The organism is Sphingobium amiense (assembly GCF_003967075.1).
Lineage (GTDB): Bacteria > Pseudomonadota > Alphaproteobacteria > Sphingomonadales > Sphingomonadaceae > Sphingobium > Sphingobium amiense.
In genome coordinates this window covers 154,976-168,855 of record NZ_AP018665.1, presented here as the reverse complement: position 1 = coordinate 168,855, position 13,880 = coordinate 154,976, and the positions used below count along the sequence as shown (strand labels likewise).

Genomic DNA, 13,880 nt, shown 5'->3' with positions numbered 1-13,880 from the left:
CCTCATGGCCTCCGTCCCGACATCCACGCCTACCCAACTTCCGGCGCCATTGCTCGGAAACGAAGGCGTCCCCGCCGCCACGACGTTCAACTGGGGCTTCGAAATGCCGGACGGGAGCCGGTTCACGGACGATCAGTGGACGCCGCTCCGGCACGCCGCCGAACTGTTCCTGTTCTCGCTGCGGGCCGATCCGCCCGAAGGGCGGATGCCACTTCGCAAGGAAACGGTCGATGGTCACTTCAGCCACATCCGCTTCCTCGTTCGATGGATGGCAGCCGAGAACGTCCGATGCTTCAAGGATCTCGATCAAGACGCCGTCGACCGGTTCGTGGCCATGTTGCGCGCCCGTCCCGGCAGGAACGCTTCACGGCTCTCCCTCAGCACCGCCGAAGGCTATCTCGGCACGATCCGCACGTTCCACATGCAGCGCGACAAGCTGGACGACGCGCCGCTGATGGCGCCGCCTCGCGCCGGTTCGGTTGGGAAGCGGCACTGGAAACCTTATGGCGGCCATCCCTATACGCCCGACGAGATCGCCGTGCCTCTCATCAGCGGCGCTATGGAACTGCTCGGTGACCCAGCGGACCAGATACTCGCGCTGCGCGATCGCCTCGAAGATCTGTATGAGAAGTTTCGACAACAGCATCAGGGGCGAAGGCTCCACTGGCATATCAGACGCGCCATGTTGGCTGAGCCATGCCCCCACGCGGATCTGTATCCGAATCCGGAATGGCCGCTGCGCCGCCTGACGTTCATGCTCGATCGCCTTGGCGACGCCTGCTTCGTCGTCATCGCCTATCTCGTTGGCGCGAGAGCCTCCGAAATACTCAGGCTTGAGGAGGGTTGCCTCGAACGGCGCGCGGCCGACGGAGACGGCGAGGAACACGTCTATCTGGTCGGCACGATCACGAAGACGTCGCTGACGGAACATGGGGACGTCCATCGCTGGCTCGCGCCCGAGCCGGTCCAGCGGGCGATCCACATCCTCGAACGTCTCTCCGCTCCGCTTCGCGAACTTAGCGGGAAGAGGAACCTCTGGCTCCACCAGCTCGGCCGGGGACGCTCGCCGCTTCCGACGATGATGCCCGTCGCTCGACTGCGATCACCCATGGTCAATATCCGCTTGAACGAACGACTTGCGCCGTTCCTTGCCTTGCCGGAACACCAAGGCGGAACCTGGCACCTGACCACCTATCAGGGTCGCAAGACGTTCTCACGGTTCATCGGGCGGCGCGACCGCACCGGCCTGACGGCGCTGCAACGCCATCTCGGCCATGTCCACCGCGCGATGACCGACCGGGCCTATGTGGGCACCGACTTCGAGCTTGCCCAGCTGATCGACGACCAAGCCGCCGAAGAAACCCGCAAGGCGCTGGAAGACCTGCTCCTGGCGCCGAACGTCGCCGGGAAGGCGGGCGTCATGCTCTCCGAGCGATCGCCGTTCCGCGGGCGCACGCTATCGAGCGACGTCGATGGATATATCACCGAGATCCTCGCCGGCACGGATATGCGCCTCGGCGTATGCGACTGGGGCTACTGCCTCTACCGCCGGGAGACCTCCGCTTGCCTCGGCGGCGAGCGCGAGCCGAACCCGGTGCTTCGCACACAAAGCACCTGCTCGACTTGCGCCAACTTCGCCGTGACCGACCGGCATAGGCCGGTCTGGGAAGCGCGGCTTGAACGAAACACCGCATTGATCCAGCGCGATGACCTCGATCGCGAGAGCCGAGCACTTGCCGAAGCCCGCATCCAGGAATCTCGCCGTATCCTCGACCAGCTCGACGAAGGAAATGCCGGTGACGTCTGAATCTGACCTATCCACCCCGCAGGCCCGTCGCCGGGCGAACACCAATGCACGTCTGCGCGAAGCCCTTGGCGTCCTTGCCAAAGACCCGTCCGCCGCGCCAACGGTCGCCGCTCTTGCACGAGCAGCCGGGGTCGGCCGCAACATCATCTATACGCACCATGCCGACGTTCTTGACGCCCTGCGCGAGCTTCAATCGCAACGTGAGGGCGCCACTGAAATGGCCGCCGGCGATGCCGATCGCACACGCTCTGCTCTTCGGCACGTGGAAGCCAAGAACATCGCCCTCGCAACACATAATGCCAGCCTGCTGAAGCGCGCCCTCGAGGCCGAACAGCGCGCGGAGCGCCTTGAACGCCGCAACGCGCAACTCGTGCAGGAACTCGATCGGATACGCCTGCCCGTCCCTATCCGCATCAACGCCGAAGCGCCCGATCCCTCCACTGCCTGAAGGCGGTCACGCCCTAATCGGGCGTCTTGGAAGGGGAGGAGGACTGGGGATGTCGGAAATGCGGGCTTTGCGCAGCCAATACGACAGGTCGATGCAGACCTAATGCAGCCTCAAATGGAAGGTCGCGCCCCAGGACGCCTTCCTCAAGCAATGGCCGCCGGCCAAGGCCGCCTGGGCGGCGGGCCGGAAGGTCGTGCGCCTGATCGGCTACGATGCCTCGCCCGCCGACGCACGCCGTTACCGCCATGCCGCCGGGATCGACGACCCGCTGTTCGAGTGCCGCTATCCGCTGCGCGACTGGGGCTGGACGCGCGCACGCTGCGAGGCCCGGATTGCGCAAGCCGGCCTGCCGGTCCCGCCCAAGTCGTCCTGCTTCTTCTGCGGCGCCATCAAGCCCGACGAGGTCCGCGCCCTGCCGGCCTGGTGCCTGCGCCTCATCGTGCTCATCGAGGCGCGTGCGGCCCCCCGTCTCCATACGGTCGAGGGGCTCTGGCGGCGCTCTACCCGAACCCGTCCGGGGCGGATCACCGACTTTATCCGTGCCGAGCAGCTGCTGCCCGAGGCCGAGATCGGCGAGATCCTGCGGACCGCTCCCACCGAGCTGCTGCGCTTCCAGGACGCGGCCGCGCTCGTGCCGGTGAGCGAACGGCCGACCATGGAGCAATGGCTCGCCGACTTCACCGCGGGGCAGGCCACCAGCCGTCTCTAGGCAGCCGCGCTGCGCTGCGCCATCCCGCGACATGTGCACCGCGCGCCCACAGCATACCCACCCGTTATGCCGGCTCTGACCACAAGCTTATCCACCAAGGAGGTCAACCATGCGTCCCATCACGCCTGCCTCGCCCGAGCAGGGCCAGGCCATCGCCAACGCTGTCGAGCGCCTGCGCGAAGCGCGCACCCTCTTGCGCCAGGCCGGCGCGCGCCAGGCGGCGGCCGCCGCCGGCAAAGCGATCAGCAGCGCCGAAGGCGCGGCCCGGCATGTCGCGCACCGGATCCGGCGCACGAGCACGTGACGCCCGCGCTCTCGCGCGACGCCTTGGCGGGGTCAAGCGCCATGCGACCAATGTCTAGGGTTTTGAACGCCGTCGCCATAACCAGCCTTTCGTCATTTTGCGGTACAAGTGTGCATGGATTCGCACACAACACCCGGGCTCTGGTCGCTCGACTTTGAAGCAGGACTTGCGGTCTGCGCCCAGGGTACTCTTCGTTTCGAGCGCCGCGGCGACGCCGGTGTCACCCTCGCGTTCGTGGGCGCTGCGCCCCTTTCGCTCGAAGCCCAGTGTCTGCTGGCCGGCCACGCCGTCGCAGCCATCGAACGCGCCTATCGCCTGCGGCGTCTCCCGGGCACCGCCCGACAAGAGCAGCCGCCCTTTTCTCCGCGTCCTACTGCCCCCTGTCGCCGACCGCGCATCGCATCCCCAGATCAGCCAGCGCTTCCTTGAGCAGACCGCGTTGGGCAGACCGCGTTGGGCAGACCGCGATAAGGGCGGCCAATGACGGCGATGCAGCGCCCAATACCATCGGACATGGTCGCCCCTGCACGCTCCCACGCCCTCCTACGATGTGAGAATGGCGCTTTCTGCCCGCCAACTCCCAGGCCGAGATGCAGGACAAGCGCCGCGCAAATGCTCGCCCATGGCGGCGTTGTTCTGGTCTCGCGCAACCGACAGCGCCGAGTTGCCCGCGGCGTCGCACCGCTCGGGGTCCGCGCCCTGCGCGACCAGGAGATCGGCAATCTCTCGCCGGTCGAACAGCGCGGCGAGCATGAGGGCAGTCTGGCCGGCCTTGTTGGTCGTCTCGGCGTCTGCCCCGCGCTCGAGAAGCAGCCGGGCGACCGATGTGAAGCCCTTGAACGCCGCGCCCATCAGCGCGGTATTGCCGCGCGCGGCATCACCCGCCTCGGGATCGGCGCCGTGATCGAGCAGCAGCGCCACGGCCTCGTCATGCCCATGATAGGCCGCCAGGATGAGCGGGGTATAGCCCCGCTCATCCTTTGCCTCGACCGCGCAGCCCGCATGCAGCAGGGCCGGCAGCACGTCGGTCCGTCCCAGCTGCGCCGCATCGAACATCAGTTCGCGCAGCCGCTCGGGCGAGGGCAGGGGCGGCAGATCGCCGGGCTCATTTGGCATCCATGTCGACCTTGAGTTCGCGGGGCCAGAAGCGCAGCGCCGCGATCGTGTCGACGAAGGCCGCCGCATCCTTGGCGGCGCCAAGCTCGATACAGGCATCGTCGAGCTTCTCGAGGATGCCGGCATTGGCAAAGATCGGCTGCGCATCGAGCGTGAGGCCGATATATTTGCAATGGCCAAAGGCATCGCGCACGAAGTCCTGCGTGGCCGCGTCATCGGCAAGCAGCGCAGCGCCGTCGGCCGAGACGACGATGGCCACCGCGTCGAACAGCACCGAAGCTCCGCCGTCGATCTTCTGCTTGGCCGCAACCTTGGTGCCATCATCAAGCGTCACGCCGCCGATCTTGGGGGCGATCACGTCATAGACCGCGCCCACCTTGTCGAGCGCCTTGACGAGGCCGCCAAACAGCGCGGCATCGGCGCCGTCGCTCAGGAGAATGCCAAGCTTGCGGCCCTTGAAGCTCGGCGGTCCGTTCTTCACGATCGACAGCGCGTCCGACGGCGGCAAATCGCTCCGGGTCGGCTGCGCAGCCTGCGCGGGCGCGGGCAATTCGGGAAGGCCCAGGCCGTCCGCGACGGTGCCGGCCAGGCCGTCGTCGATGTTGATGAGGTGCGAGACGACACGGGCGCGAATGTCCGGGCGTTCGACCTTGCTGAGCTCGAAAACCAGGGCATCAGCGATATGCTTCTGCTCGATCGGCTCCTGGCTCACATAGAATTGCCGAGCCTGGCTGTAGTGATCGGCGAAGCTTTCCGGGCGGATGCGCAGCTTGGCGCCATCCGCTTCCTCGGCGAAGCTTCGGAACCCCCGGACCGGATCCTCGCGCGGTCCGCCGAGCGTCGCACCCCAGCTGTTGGGCTCATAATTGACCCGCCCCCGGGGGTTGGTCATCGCCATATGACCGTCCTGCTGGAAATGGGCGACGGGGCATTTGGGCGCGTTGATCGGGATATGCGTGAAATTGGGCGAGCCCAGGCGCTTGAGCTGTGTATCGAGGTAGGAGAAATTACGCCCCTGGAGCAGCGGGTCGTTGGTGAAGTCGATACCCGGCACGACATTCTGCGTGCAGAAAGCAACCTGTTCGGTCTCGGCGAAGAAATTGTCGACCACCCGGTCGAGCACCAGACGGCCCACGACCCGGACGGGCAGTATCTCTTCGGGAATGATCTTGGTCGCGTCGAGCACGTCGAAATCGAACTGGTCGGCGAACGCCTGGTCGAACAGCTGGACGCCGAGCTCCCATTCGGGAAAGTCACCGCCATTGATCGCTTCCCACAGATCGCGGCGATGAAAGTCCGGGTCGGCGCCGTTGATCTTGACCGCCTCGTTCCACAGCACCGACTGCAGGCCCTGCTTGGGCTTCCAGTGGAACTTGACGAAGGTCGACTTGCCCTCGGCGCTGACAAGCCGGAAGGTATGGACGCCAAAGCCCTCCATCGTGCGGAATGAACGCGGGATCGCCCGGTCCGACATGGCCCACATGATCATGTGCATGGATTCGGGGGTCAGGCTGATGAAATCCCAGAAATTGTCATGTGCGGTCTGCGCCTGCGGGAAGGCGCGGTCGGGTTCGGGCTTTGCCGCATGGACGAGGTCGGGAAACTTGATCGCATCCTGGATGAAGAAGACCGGGATGTTGTTGCCGACCAGATCCCAGTTGCCTTCCTTGGTATAGAGCTTGACCGCGAAGCCGCGCACGTCACGCGCCAGGTCGAACGAACCCTTCGAGCCCGCCACGGTCGAGAAGCGAACGAAGGCGGGCGTGCGCTCGCCCACGCGCTGGAAGATGTCCGCCCGGCTGATGTCGGCGAGGCTGTCGGTCAGCTCGAAAAAGCCGTGCGCGCCATAGCCGCGGGCATGGACCACGCGCTCGGGGATCCGCTCATGGTCGAAGTGAAAGATCTTCTCGCGAAAATGAAAATCCTCGAGCAGCGTCGGACCGCGCGCGCCTTGCTTCAGGCTGTTCTGATCGTCGGCGACCGGAACCCCTTGGCTCGTGGTGAGCGCCGGCGCGCCGTCGGCCGCGACCTGATGGGTCTCGCCGCCGTCGCCCTGTTTTTCAGCATAGCTTTCGGACAGCTGTGCGTCGGGAGGCACGGGCGAGGCCTTCTGCCGGGATTCCCCGGACACCGGCTTCCCCGGAGCGATGTCGGCCGGAACGATCACAGCGGTATCGGTCGCGGGTTTCCTGGGCATGGGAGCTCCTGTCACTGGTCATGTCGGTGAACCCGCCCACGCCGGACGCTGGGCAGGTATGACGGACAAACCCCCGGGGACAGTTTGAGTTTCCCAGGCCGAGCAAATTGGGAGCCGCCTCGTCCGACAGGGCGCACAGAGGCCGGGCACCCTGTCGGATAACGGTCAGTCGCTTAGTTCTGCAGCAGCGAGCGTAGCATCCAGGCCGTCTTTTCGTGCACGGTCAGCCGCTGGGTCAAAAGATCGGCGGTGGGCTCGTCGCTCGCCTTGTCAGCCAGGGGGAAGATCGAGCGCGCGGTGCGCGCCACCGCCTCATGGCCCGTCACCAGGATGGCGACCATGTCGAGCGCCTTGGGCGGATCGGCGGGCGCATCGTCGATCGATGCCAGTTCGCTGAACTGCGCGTAGGAGCCCGGCGCCTTGTGTCCCAGCGAACGAATGCGCTCGGCGATGAGATCGACCGAGTTCCACAGCTCGGTATATTGCACCATGAACATGTCATGGAGCGTGTTGAACATCGGGCCGGTCACGTTCCAATGGAAATTGTGGGTGGTGAGGTAGAGCGTATAGGTGTCGGCCAAGAGACGGGAGAGACCTTCGGCGATGGCCGCGCGGTCCTTCTCGTCGATGCCGATATCGATATGCCCTTCGGTGGCTTTGCCCATGGCTGTCTCCTTCTTGGGATTGAACCTGGGAAGATATGGCGGCGATGTCGCAGCGCCAACCATTCAAGCAATTTGCGAGGAGGACAAAATCATGAGCCGTCATAGGCTTGCGCCCCGCCCCGAGTGCCCAGAGGTGTTGCGCGCCGTCGTCGGTTTCGACCGCCCGCTCCAGACCCTCTTCGCGCAGGTCTTCTCGCATACCCCCGAGGCCGACGATCCCGAGGCCGAGAGCGTGCGGGACGATATTGAGGAGGGGGATGAGGATGGCGAATCCTGCTGTGGGTCGGCACCGAACCGGGCGAACTGCTCGATCCCGAGGCCGCCATCGCGCTTGTCGCGCCCTATGCGCTTATACCGGATGATCTGGCCAGACGTCTGCGCGCAGACATGGACGCAGCCGCCGGGCAGCGCGACGGCGAGCACCAGATTGAGGTCAAGCGAATCCTGTTCGGTTCGCAGCATTAGGCTTCAAGACCGGACGGCGCGGACAAGACGGGCCAGTTTCAGGCCATCGCCCACGGGCAGGCGCGTGCGATGATGGGCGCCTGGCGGCGCCTGCTCGGCCGAACGGCCGAGGAGAGGAGGGGGTGAGGGACTGGCGTCCCGGACAAGGGGTTCGAGGACGCTTTCCAAGGAGAAGTCCCATGAACATCGGTTCCATCGCCAAGAACGCCGCCGGCCACCTCGTCGGCCGTGTCTCCACCCTGACCGTCGAGCTCACCATCGCGCTCCGCCCGGTCCACTCGGCCAATCCCAACGCACCCAAGTTCGAGGTGATGGCGCTGTCGGCTGCGCGCGCCTGGGTCCGCGTCGGCGCGCTGTTCGAGCTCGCCTCGCGCGAGAGCGGCCTCATCTTCTACAACGGCAAGATCGAGGACCCGAGCTTCGCCCAGCCGCTCTATGTCTCGCTGTTCCAGCAGCAGGACGGCTCCTACAATGTGGTCTGGTCGCGCCCCTCGCGCCGCCGGGAACTTCCCGCCGAAATGGCGATGCCCGCCGATGATGGCCTGCCGCCGCTGCCGGGCAACGACGCCTCCCAGGCCGGACAGAGCGAACCCGACGTGCTGGGCGCCAGCTCGGCCCCGCCTGCCTTCGCGGACTGATCGCCATCGCCTCTGCCCCCGACAGGGTTCGCCTCGCACGCCTGCGAAGCGGGCCCTGTCGTCCTGCCGCCGCTCGCGCGGCGCTGTGAGGGGAGGGGGAGCGGTGATGATGGTCCTGCCGCAAAAAGGAGCGTCCGGGCCGGTCCCTTTGTCGGAGTTCCCCATGACAGACACTCTCCCCGCTATCGCCGATGCCCCCTGCAACGCCGCAACCCTCGTACCCGACGCGCGGCGCGGCGCATTTCTCCCTGCACTTTTTGGCCGCCGTCATTTCTTCCAGGGCGAGACGCTGGTCTATTCCTTCCTGCAGTGGCTCTCGGCCGATTATGGCGGCGGCTATTGGCAGTTCATGGAACGGGCGGGGCACCCGCTCTATCTCGTCCCCGCCGGACGACCGGCCTATCGCATCTGCTGCAACAGCAACGGCTATGAGGGCACCGTCTCCGCCGACGCTGCGGGCATCATCGCCACGCTCTTCGCCTTTTCGCACCTCTCCTTCGAGGTCGAAGACGATCATCTCGCCGAGGCCTACCACCGCCTGCGCGACTATGCCGGCGACCATCCCGAGGCCGCGAAAATCTTCGGCGCGATCGACTAGATCCGCTCCCAGCGCGGGTCTGCCGTCAGACGCCAGGCCCCCCAATCCCCCGGAGGATTTCATGTTCAGCATCTTTGATATCGGCGCGGCGCCGGCGAATGAAGACTGCGCCCAGATCGGCCACACGCCCGACTTCGATGCGTGCAACCGCCTCGAAGTGGAGAGCTATCGCGCCGCCATCCAGGCCCGCTTCGGTCCTCCGCCCGAGGGCTGTGCGCTCGTCGCTATCGGCAACGCCCATGATTTCGGGCGCTACCTGACCCTCGGTCTCAAGGTCTGGCGCTTCGCGCAGGACCGGGCCGAGGTCGCCGCCTATGTCGAGGCCGCCGAAAACGGCCTGACGACCTGGATCGAAGCGGGCTTCACCGCGCCGATCCGCTATGCGCAGGGCGGCGACGTGCTGGAGCGGCGCGCCGGGCTCGAGGAGATCGTCATCGGCGCGCTCATGACGACCCGGCCGACCAGCGGAGGGCAATTTCCGATCCCGGACTTCGCGCATCTCCATGCCAATATCGCAGCCGCCTATCCCGCTTGCGCGGCCCAAGCCCTCGCGGCCCTCTGCGCATGATCTCGCGCGAGGCCGACCACCTTCTTTTCAGGAGCTCACCCATGGCAAACCGCGTTTCCGCGTCGATCACGCTCGGCGGCACCCTCTCACCCTACGCCTATGAGGCGCTCACAGCGCTCATCACCGCCGAGGCCTTGTCGACCGAATGGGACGGCGAGCCGTTCGAGGCCGACCACCATATTCCTGGCACTGCTCTCAGCCTCTTCGCCCACGAAGTCGCCAACGGCCGGTTCGAGGCCCTCGAAGCCTGGTGCGCCGAGCACGGCATCGCCTTTGCGCGCTGGTCGGGCGCCTATCCTTCGCAATGGGGCGCAGAGCGCGTGGTGTTCACGGGCGCAGGCGAACCCATCTCCTACCCGGTCGACGAAGACGATTATGTCGTGATCGGCCGCGCGGCGCTCGAACGCCTGGCAAGCTTCGACGCCGTGCTCGCCTATTTCGATGCGGCCGACTTCGTTGTGCCGCCGCTCGTCGTGGGGGATGCCGCTCCTTTCCCCCAAGAGCCCTTGGCCCGGCCGGGCTTTGATGAGACAGTATCATCATGACAACGATTCCCACCGACCGCAGCAGCGCGCTGGCCGCGCGCGACCGGCTCGTTCCCCTCGCCCTGTCCGATACCGGGCAGGCGCGGCGGGTCGCCCGCTTTCTCATGGCCTGGTGGAACGGACCCGAGCTGGGCGACTTCCCGGTCGCCGACCTGTTCGCGCTGGACACGGCCGTGGCGCGCGACATCGCGGCGATCGTGGGCTTTGTCGCCCAGCATCCGGGCGCCCTCTATATCGATGCGCTCGGCTATGGCGACGAGATGCAGGCGATCATCGCGCGCTGGCACGCGCCCCAGGCCGCGAACGCGGCCTAACCCGCCTCGGGCCAGGGCCCAAACATCAGAACCACCAGCGCCGCGATATCGCTGACGGGCGCAAAGCGCGCGAGTGGCACCTCGCGCAGCGCCGGCTGGTCCGCCTTATGGCCGAGCGCATTGCCCTTGGCATGGCGGGTGACCTTCTCCCCTAACGGCGGCAGGCCTTGGCCGGGCGGTCCGCCGAACCAGCGATAGGCCTCGACCGCGAGGCTGCGCGCATCATGCCGGATCAGCACGGCGCAGCCATTGGGCTTGGCGCCCAACCGGGTCTGAATGTCGAAGCTGCGCCGTCTGGCCTGTCCATGCATCGCCTTGAGCTGGACATGCCGCATTATGCCGCGCGCCTCGATGATGAGGTCATAGCCGCTATTGTCGACCTCGCTGTGCGAGACCGAAAAATCGAACTCGCCGCGGCGCCATAGCTCGCCGCCGACATCGGCGAGAAATCGGTGCTGGAGGATCGTCTCGCGCGTCGCGGAATAGGTCGAGAGCGCGGCTATCCACGCCTGCATAGGATCTTCCTCCCATTTTGTTCAGCCGGGCGACGAGCCCGGCACTGCGCGTGCGGCCAGCGGGCCTGCACTTTTCTCACCATAAGGAGACGATCATGGCGAACAACTATCTCAAGGCGAGCTTCCTCATCGAAGTCACGCCCGTCGAGGCTGCGCTCATCGACTGCGCCTTTGCAGCGAGCGATCTGCTGGGCGATCTCGGGGACGAGCCGGCGGCGCGCCTTGCGGCCTATTCGGGCCTGGGCTCGGCCTTTGCCGCGGCTTTCCCCCCGGGCGGCGACGATCCGTTCGAGACGTTCCCGGCTCTGTTTGTCGATCCCACCTATCCGACGTTCGACTGCGATCTGTCCCGATGCGAGCCCCGCAGCGAGGGCCGTGTCCACCTGCACTTTGCCGGGGAGCAGTTCGCCATCGACGCCGTCGGACACCTTCTCTTCGCCGCCGCCAAATCCGCCCTGCCGTTCGGTTTCGAATTCTCGCTCGATTGCGATCGCCTCGTGCCCGGCCAATTTGGCGGTGGCTATGTTGCGATTACCGAGCAGGGCGTCAGCTTCGGCCATAGCAGCGCGCTCCTGGACCGGGCGATCGGGCGCGCGATCGAGGAAGGCGCGGACGGCTATGTGCTGGTCACGCGTCATGCGACCCATGGGCTCAGCTTCTGGAACCGCGAGGCCGGGTTCGGGCGGCTCGCCGATGCAAGCATCTTCTCGGAGGCCGAGGCGTCACGCCTGGACATCCCAATCACCGACGACCAGCCCGAATGGCTGGCCATGCCCGCGCCGCTCATCTGATCGGGCCATCGCCCGCCAAAGGGGCTGGCGATGATGGGCGCCTGGCGGCGCCTGCTCGGCCCAGCGGCCGAGGAGAGGAGGGGGAGAGAGGACTGGCGTCCCGGACAAGGGGTTCGAGGACGCTTTCCAAGGAGAAGTCCCATGAACATCGGTTCCATCGCCAAGAACGCCGCCGGCCACCTCGTCGGCCGTGTCTCCACCCTGACCGTCGAGCTCACCATCGCGCTCCGCCCGGTCCACTCGGCCAATCCCAATGCGCCCAAGTTCGAAGTGATGGCGCTGTCGGCTGCGCGCGCCTGGGTCCGCGTCGGCGCGCTGTTCGAGCTCGCCTCGCGCGAGAGCGGCCTCATCTTCTACAACGGCAAGATCGAGGATCCGAGCTTCGCCCAGCCGCTCTACGTCTCGCTGTTCCAGCAGCAGGACGGCTCCTACAATGTCGTCTGGTCGCGCCCCTCGCGCCGCCGCGAACTCCCCGCCGAAATGGCGATGCCCGCCGACGACGGCCTGCCGCCGCTGCCGGGCGACGACGCCGCCCAGGCCGGACACAGCGAGCCCGAGGGGCTGGGCGCCTCGACCGCCGGTGACGATTTTGGCGGCGATGACGCGCAGGCACCCGCCCAGGGCCGCCGCGGCCGCCGTCAGCGCGCGGTCGAAACCGCCGACTGACCGCAACCATCCTCTTCCCTTTCCGCGCCGCGCCTCCGGCGCGGAAAGCCCCTGGCAGGATCCGCCGCGCTCCCCCGCGCAGCGGGTCCTGTCTTTGTTTCGGCTGGAAAGAGCCGATCCAGTCCGGCTCAGAACGGAAAAAAGGCCTGGATCGCGAGGATCGCCACGGTCGCGGTCAGGAGGTTGAGCGGCAGGCCGACCCGGACGAAGTCCGTATAGCGATAGCCCGCCATCTGGTAGACGATGACATTGGTCTGGTAGCCGAAGGGGGTCGCGAAGGCGGCGCTCGCGGCCATCATGACCCCGACCAGAAAGGGCCGTGGGCTGACGCCGAGACTGTCGGCCAGCGCCACGGCGACAGGCGTCACGAGCACCGCCACGGTCGCGTTGGACAGAAGCTCGGTCAGCACCATCGTGGCGAAGTAGAGGACGATCAGCGCGACGAGCGGGCTCAGCCCGTGGACGCTGGAAATCAGGAACTCCGAGGCCTCGCCCGCCAGCCCGCTCGATTCCATAGCGATGCCAATCACCACCATGCCCGCTATGAGGATCAGGATTTCCGGACGCAGTCCGCCATAGGCCTCGTCGGCGCTGATCACGCGCAGCAGGATCAGAAGGACCGCGCCGCTGAGCGCCGTCGCCGCGATCGGTGCGACCCCGAACGCCGCCAGCGCGATCGCGCCGGCAAAGATGGCAAAGGCCATCGCGGCCTTGAGCGGTTGGAAGGGGCGCTTTTGCGCGAACAGCGTCGCGTCGCCGACCTGGGCATTGCCGATATGGATGGGTTCGAGCGGTCCGGGCTCGCGGTCCCGCTCGTCGCTCTCATGCGCCCGCAGCAGCCGACCGCTGACGAAATAGAGATAGAGCCCGCCGGCCAGGGCGATCGGCAGGCCCACGGGCGTGATCTCGAAAATGCCGAAGCGCGCCTGTCCGGCAATGCTCGCCATGTCGTCGACGAGAAGGTTCGTCGAAGTGCCCACCAGCGTGCAGCAGCCGGTGAGGACGGTGATGTACGAGAGCGGCATCAGATAGCGCTTGGGCGACTGTCCCAGGGTGCGAGCGATATCGCGGATCACCGGCGCGCCCAGCACCACGATCGGAGTCGAATTGAGAAAACAGGAGAGGCCGCCGATCATCGAGAGGAGCAGCCACACCCCCTTGGCGCCCAGGCGCCGGCAGAGACCGACGCCGAGTTCGATCGCGCGATCGAGCAGGCCTGAGAGCTCCAGCGCATAGGCAATGACGAATAGCGAGGCGAGGGCGATGATGGCGGGACTGGCGAAAGCGCCCTGCACGTCCACCGGCCGCACGACCCCGGTCATGAGGAGGATCGCCGCGCCCGCAAGCGCCACGACGTCGGCACGCAGCCGGTCCCAGATCATCACGCCGACCACGCCGACCAGCACGAGCAAGGTGAGAATTTGATCGATCGTCATCGCGTCCCTGCCTCGAACCCAGGTCCGCCCCTGTCAACGTCCGGCCAAAAGAAACAGGCCGGGCGGGGTGGAGCCGGCCTTGCAATTTGGTATCACCC

The 13,880-nt window shown here is 66.5% G+C and carries 16 protein-coding genes and 1 pseudogene; 11 read left to right on the top strand and 6 right to left on the bottom strand.

Annotation, left to right across the window (positions count from 1 at the left end; all coding sequences use genetic code 11):
• Nucleotides 1–4 precede the first annotated feature (4 nt).
• The 4 genes and pseudogenes from SAMIE_RS21160 to SAMIE_RS21145 all read left to right on the top strand — a co-directional run bounded on the left by SAMIE_RS21160 (nt 5) and on the right by SAMIE_RS21145 (nt 3,268).
• The gene (locus SAMIE_RS21160) at nt 5–1,807 is read left to right on the top strand and encodes a site-specific integrase (protein ID WP_048939390.1); all 1,803 of its coding nucleotides are present in this window, start codon (nt 5–7) and stop codon (nt 1,805–1,807) included.
• Complete coding sequence (locus SAMIE_RS21155) at nt 1,791–2,255, top strand: hypothetical protein (protein ID WP_048939391.1); 465 nt, start codon at nt 1,791–1,793, stop codon at nt 2,253–2,255. Before SAMIE_RS21160 ends, SAMIE_RS21155 begins: the two co-directional genes overlap by 17 nt.
• A 103-nt stretch (nt 2,256–2,358) precedes the next feature.
• Nucleotides 2,359–2,964 (top strand): annotated as a pseudogene (locus SAMIE_RS21150) (hypothetical protein); the annotation flags it as partial.
• A 109-nt stretch (nt 2,965–3,073) separates the two neighbouring features.
• Entirely contained in the window at nt 3,074–3,268 is a 195-nt protein-coding gene (locus SAMIE_RS21145) for a hypothetical protein (protein WP_036529763.1), read from the top strand.
• A gap of 543 nt (nt 3,269–3,811) precedes the next feature.
• Here the strand turns inward: SAMIE_RS21145 and SAMIE_RS21140 are convergent.
• The 4 genes from SAMIE_RS21140 to SAMIE_RS24060 all read right to left on the bottom strand — a co-directional run bounded on the left by SAMIE_RS21140 (nt 3,812) and on the right by SAMIE_RS24060 (nt 7,708).
• Nucleotides 3,812–4,384, bottom strand: a complete 573-nt coding sequence (locus tag SAMIE_RS21140) for an ankyrin repeat domain-containing protein (protein ID WP_048938258.1) — start codon at nt 4,382–4,384, stop codon at nt 3,812–3,814.
• Nucleotides 4,374–6,581 (bottom strand): catalase, encoded by a 2,208-nt coding sequence (locus SAMIE_RS21135; RefSeq protein WP_048938257.1) that lies wholly within the window; start codon nt 6,579–6,581, stop codon nt 4,374–4,376. The genes SAMIE_RS21140 and SAMIE_RS21135 overlap by 11 nt, the downstream gene beginning before the upstream one ends.
• 173 nt (nt 6,582–6,754) lie before the next feature.
• Complete coding sequence (locus SAMIE_RS21130; RefSeq protein WP_048938256.1) at nt 6,755–7,246, bottom strand: Dps family protein; 492 nt, start codon at nt 7,244–7,246, stop codon at nt 6,755–6,757.
• A 99-nt stretch (nt 7,247–7,345) separates the two neighbouring features.
• Nucleotides 7,346–7,708, bottom strand: a complete 363-nt coding sequence (locus SAMIE_RS24060) for a hypothetical protein (RefSeq protein WP_066702628.1) — start codon at nt 7,706–7,708, stop codon at nt 7,346–7,348.
• Nucleotides 7,709–7,890: 182 nt separating this feature from the next.
• Between SAMIE_RS24060 and SAMIE_RS21120 the strand changes: the two genes are divergently transcribed.
• The 5 genes from SAMIE_RS21120 to SAMIE_RS21100 all read left to right on the top strand — a co-directional run bounded on the left by SAMIE_RS21120 (nt 7,891) and on the right by SAMIE_RS21100 (nt 10,374).
• Nucleotides 7,891–8,349: a DUF736 domain-containing protein gene (locus tag SAMIE_RS21120; RefSeq protein ID WP_048938255.1), complete on the top strand. Its 459-nt coding sequence runs from the start codon at nt 7,891–7,893 to the stop codon at nt 8,347–8,349.
• A gap of 163 nt (nt 8,350–8,512) precedes the next feature.
• Nucleotides 8,513–8,947 carry an antirestriction protein gene (locus SAMIE_RS21115; RefSeq protein WP_048938254.1) on the top strand — a complete coding sequence of 145 codons (435 nt, stop codon included), beginning with the start codon at nt 8,513–8,515 and terminating at the stop codon, nt 8,945–8,947.
• Nucleotides 8,948–9,008: 61 nt separating this feature from the next.
• A complete protein-coding gene (locus SAMIE_RS21110; protein WP_048938253.1) occupies nt 9,009–9,515 on the top strand; it encodes a hypothetical protein in 507 nt (168 codons plus the stop codon).
• Nucleotides 9,516–9,556: 41 nt separating this feature from the next.
• Nucleotides 9,557–10,060: a hypothetical protein gene (locus SAMIE_RS21105; RefSeq protein WP_048938252.1), complete on the top strand. Its 504-nt coding sequence runs from the start codon at nt 9,557–9,559 to the stop codon at nt 10,058–10,060.
• Nucleotides 10,057–10,374, top strand: a complete 318-nt coding sequence (locus tag SAMIE_RS21100; RefSeq protein ID WP_048938251.1) for a DUF7673 family protein — start codon at nt 10,057–10,059, stop codon at nt 10,372–10,374. The genes SAMIE_RS21105 and SAMIE_RS21100 overlap by 4 nt, the downstream gene beginning before the upstream one ends.
• Here the strand turns inward: SAMIE_RS21100 and SAMIE_RS21095 are convergent.
• Nucleotides 10,371–10,889, bottom strand: a complete 519-nt coding sequence (locus SAMIE_RS21095; RefSeq protein WP_048938250.1) for a hypothetical protein — start codon at nt 10,887–10,889, stop codon at nt 10,371–10,373. The genes SAMIE_RS21100 and SAMIE_RS21095 overlap by 4 nt on opposite strands.
• Nucleotides 10,890–10,984: 95 nt before the next feature.
• Between SAMIE_RS21095 and SAMIE_RS21090 the strand changes: the two genes are divergently transcribed.
• Nucleotides 10,985–11,680, top strand: a complete 696-nt coding sequence (locus SAMIE_RS21090; RefSeq protein WP_048938249.1) for a hypothetical protein — start codon at nt 10,985–10,987, stop codon at nt 11,678–11,680.
• 141 nt (nt 11,681–11,821) lie between these two features.
• Nucleotides 11,822–12,346 carry a DUF736 domain-containing protein gene (locus SAMIE_RS21085; protein WP_048938248.1) on the top strand — a complete coding sequence of 175 codons (525 nt, stop codon included), beginning with the start codon at nt 11,822–11,824 and terminating at the stop codon, nt 12,344–12,346.
• Nucleotides 12,347–12,474: 128 nt separating this feature from the next.
• Here SAMIE_RS21085 and SAMIE_RS21080 read toward each other — a convergent pair whose 3' ends face one another.
• Nucleotides 12,475–13,782: an SLC13 family permease gene (locus tag SAMIE_RS21080; protein ID WP_048938247.1), complete on the bottom strand. Its 1,308-nt coding sequence runs from the start codon at nt 13,780–13,782 to the stop codon at nt 12,475–12,477.
• Nucleotides 13,783–13,880 lie beyond the last annotated feature (98 nt).

Coding starts and splice junctions, on each gene's coding strand:
- SAMIE_RS24060 (WP_066702628.1), bottom strand. CDS start 7,708: ATGCTGCGAACCGAACAGGATTCGCTTGACCTCAATCTGGTGCTCGCC.
- SAMIE_RS21145 (WP_036529763.1), top strand. CDS start 3,074: ATGCGTCCCATCACGCCTGCCTCGCCCGAGCAGGGCCAGGCCATCGCC.
- SAMIE_RS21155 (WP_048939391.1), top strand. CDS start 1,791: ATGCCGGTGACGTCTGAATCTGACCTATCCACCCCGCAGGCCCGTCGC.
- SAMIE_RS21080 (WP_048938247.1), bottom strand. CDS start 13,782: ATGACGATCGATCAAATTCTCACCTTGCTCGTGCTGGTCGGCGTGGTC.
- SAMIE_RS21105 (WP_048938252.1), top strand. CDS start 9,557: ATGGCAAACCGCGTTTCCGCGTCGATCACGCTCGGCGGCACCCTCTCA.
- SAMIE_RS21110 (WP_048938253.1), top strand. CDS start 9,009: ATGTTCAGCATCTTTGATATCGGCGCGGCGCCGGCGAATGAAGACTGC.
- SAMIE_RS21140 (WP_048938258.1), bottom strand. CDS start 4,384: ATGCCAAATGAGCCCGGCGATCTGCCGCCCCTGCCCTCGCCCGAGCGG.
- SAMIE_RS21090 (WP_048938249.1), top strand. CDS start 10,985: ATGGCGAACAACTATCTCAAGGCGAGCTTCCTCATCGAAGTCACGCCC.
- SAMIE_RS21085 (WP_048938248.1), top strand. CDS start 11,822: ATGAACATCGGTTCCATCGCCAAGAACGCCGCCGGCCACCTCGTCGGC.
- SAMIE_RS21095 (WP_048938250.1), bottom strand. CDS start 10,889: ATGCAGGCGTGGATAGCCGCGCTCTCGACCTATTCCGCGACGCGCGAG.
- SAMIE_RS21120 (WP_048938255.1), top strand. CDS start 7,891: ATGAACATCGGTTCCATCGCCAAGAACGCCGCCGGCCACCTCGTCGGC.
- SAMIE_RS21130 (WP_048938256.1), bottom strand. CDS start 7,246: ATGGGCAAAGCCACCGAAGGGCATATCGATATCGGCATCGACGAGAAG.
- SAMIE_RS21100 (WP_048938251.1), top strand. CDS start 10,057: ATGACAACGATTCCCACCGACCGCAGCAGCGCGCTGGCCGCGCGCGAC.
- SAMIE_RS21160 (WP_048939390.1), top strand. CDS start 5: ATGGCCTCCGTCCCGACATCCACGCCTACCCAACTTCCGGCGCCATTG.
- SAMIE_RS21115 (WP_048938254.1), top strand. CDS start 8,513: ATGACAGACACTCTCCCCGCTATCGCCGATGCCCCCTGCAACGCCGCA.
- SAMIE_RS21135 (WP_048938257.1), bottom strand. CDS start 6,581: ATGCCCAGGAAACCCGCGACCGATACCGCTGTGATCGTTCCGGCCGAC.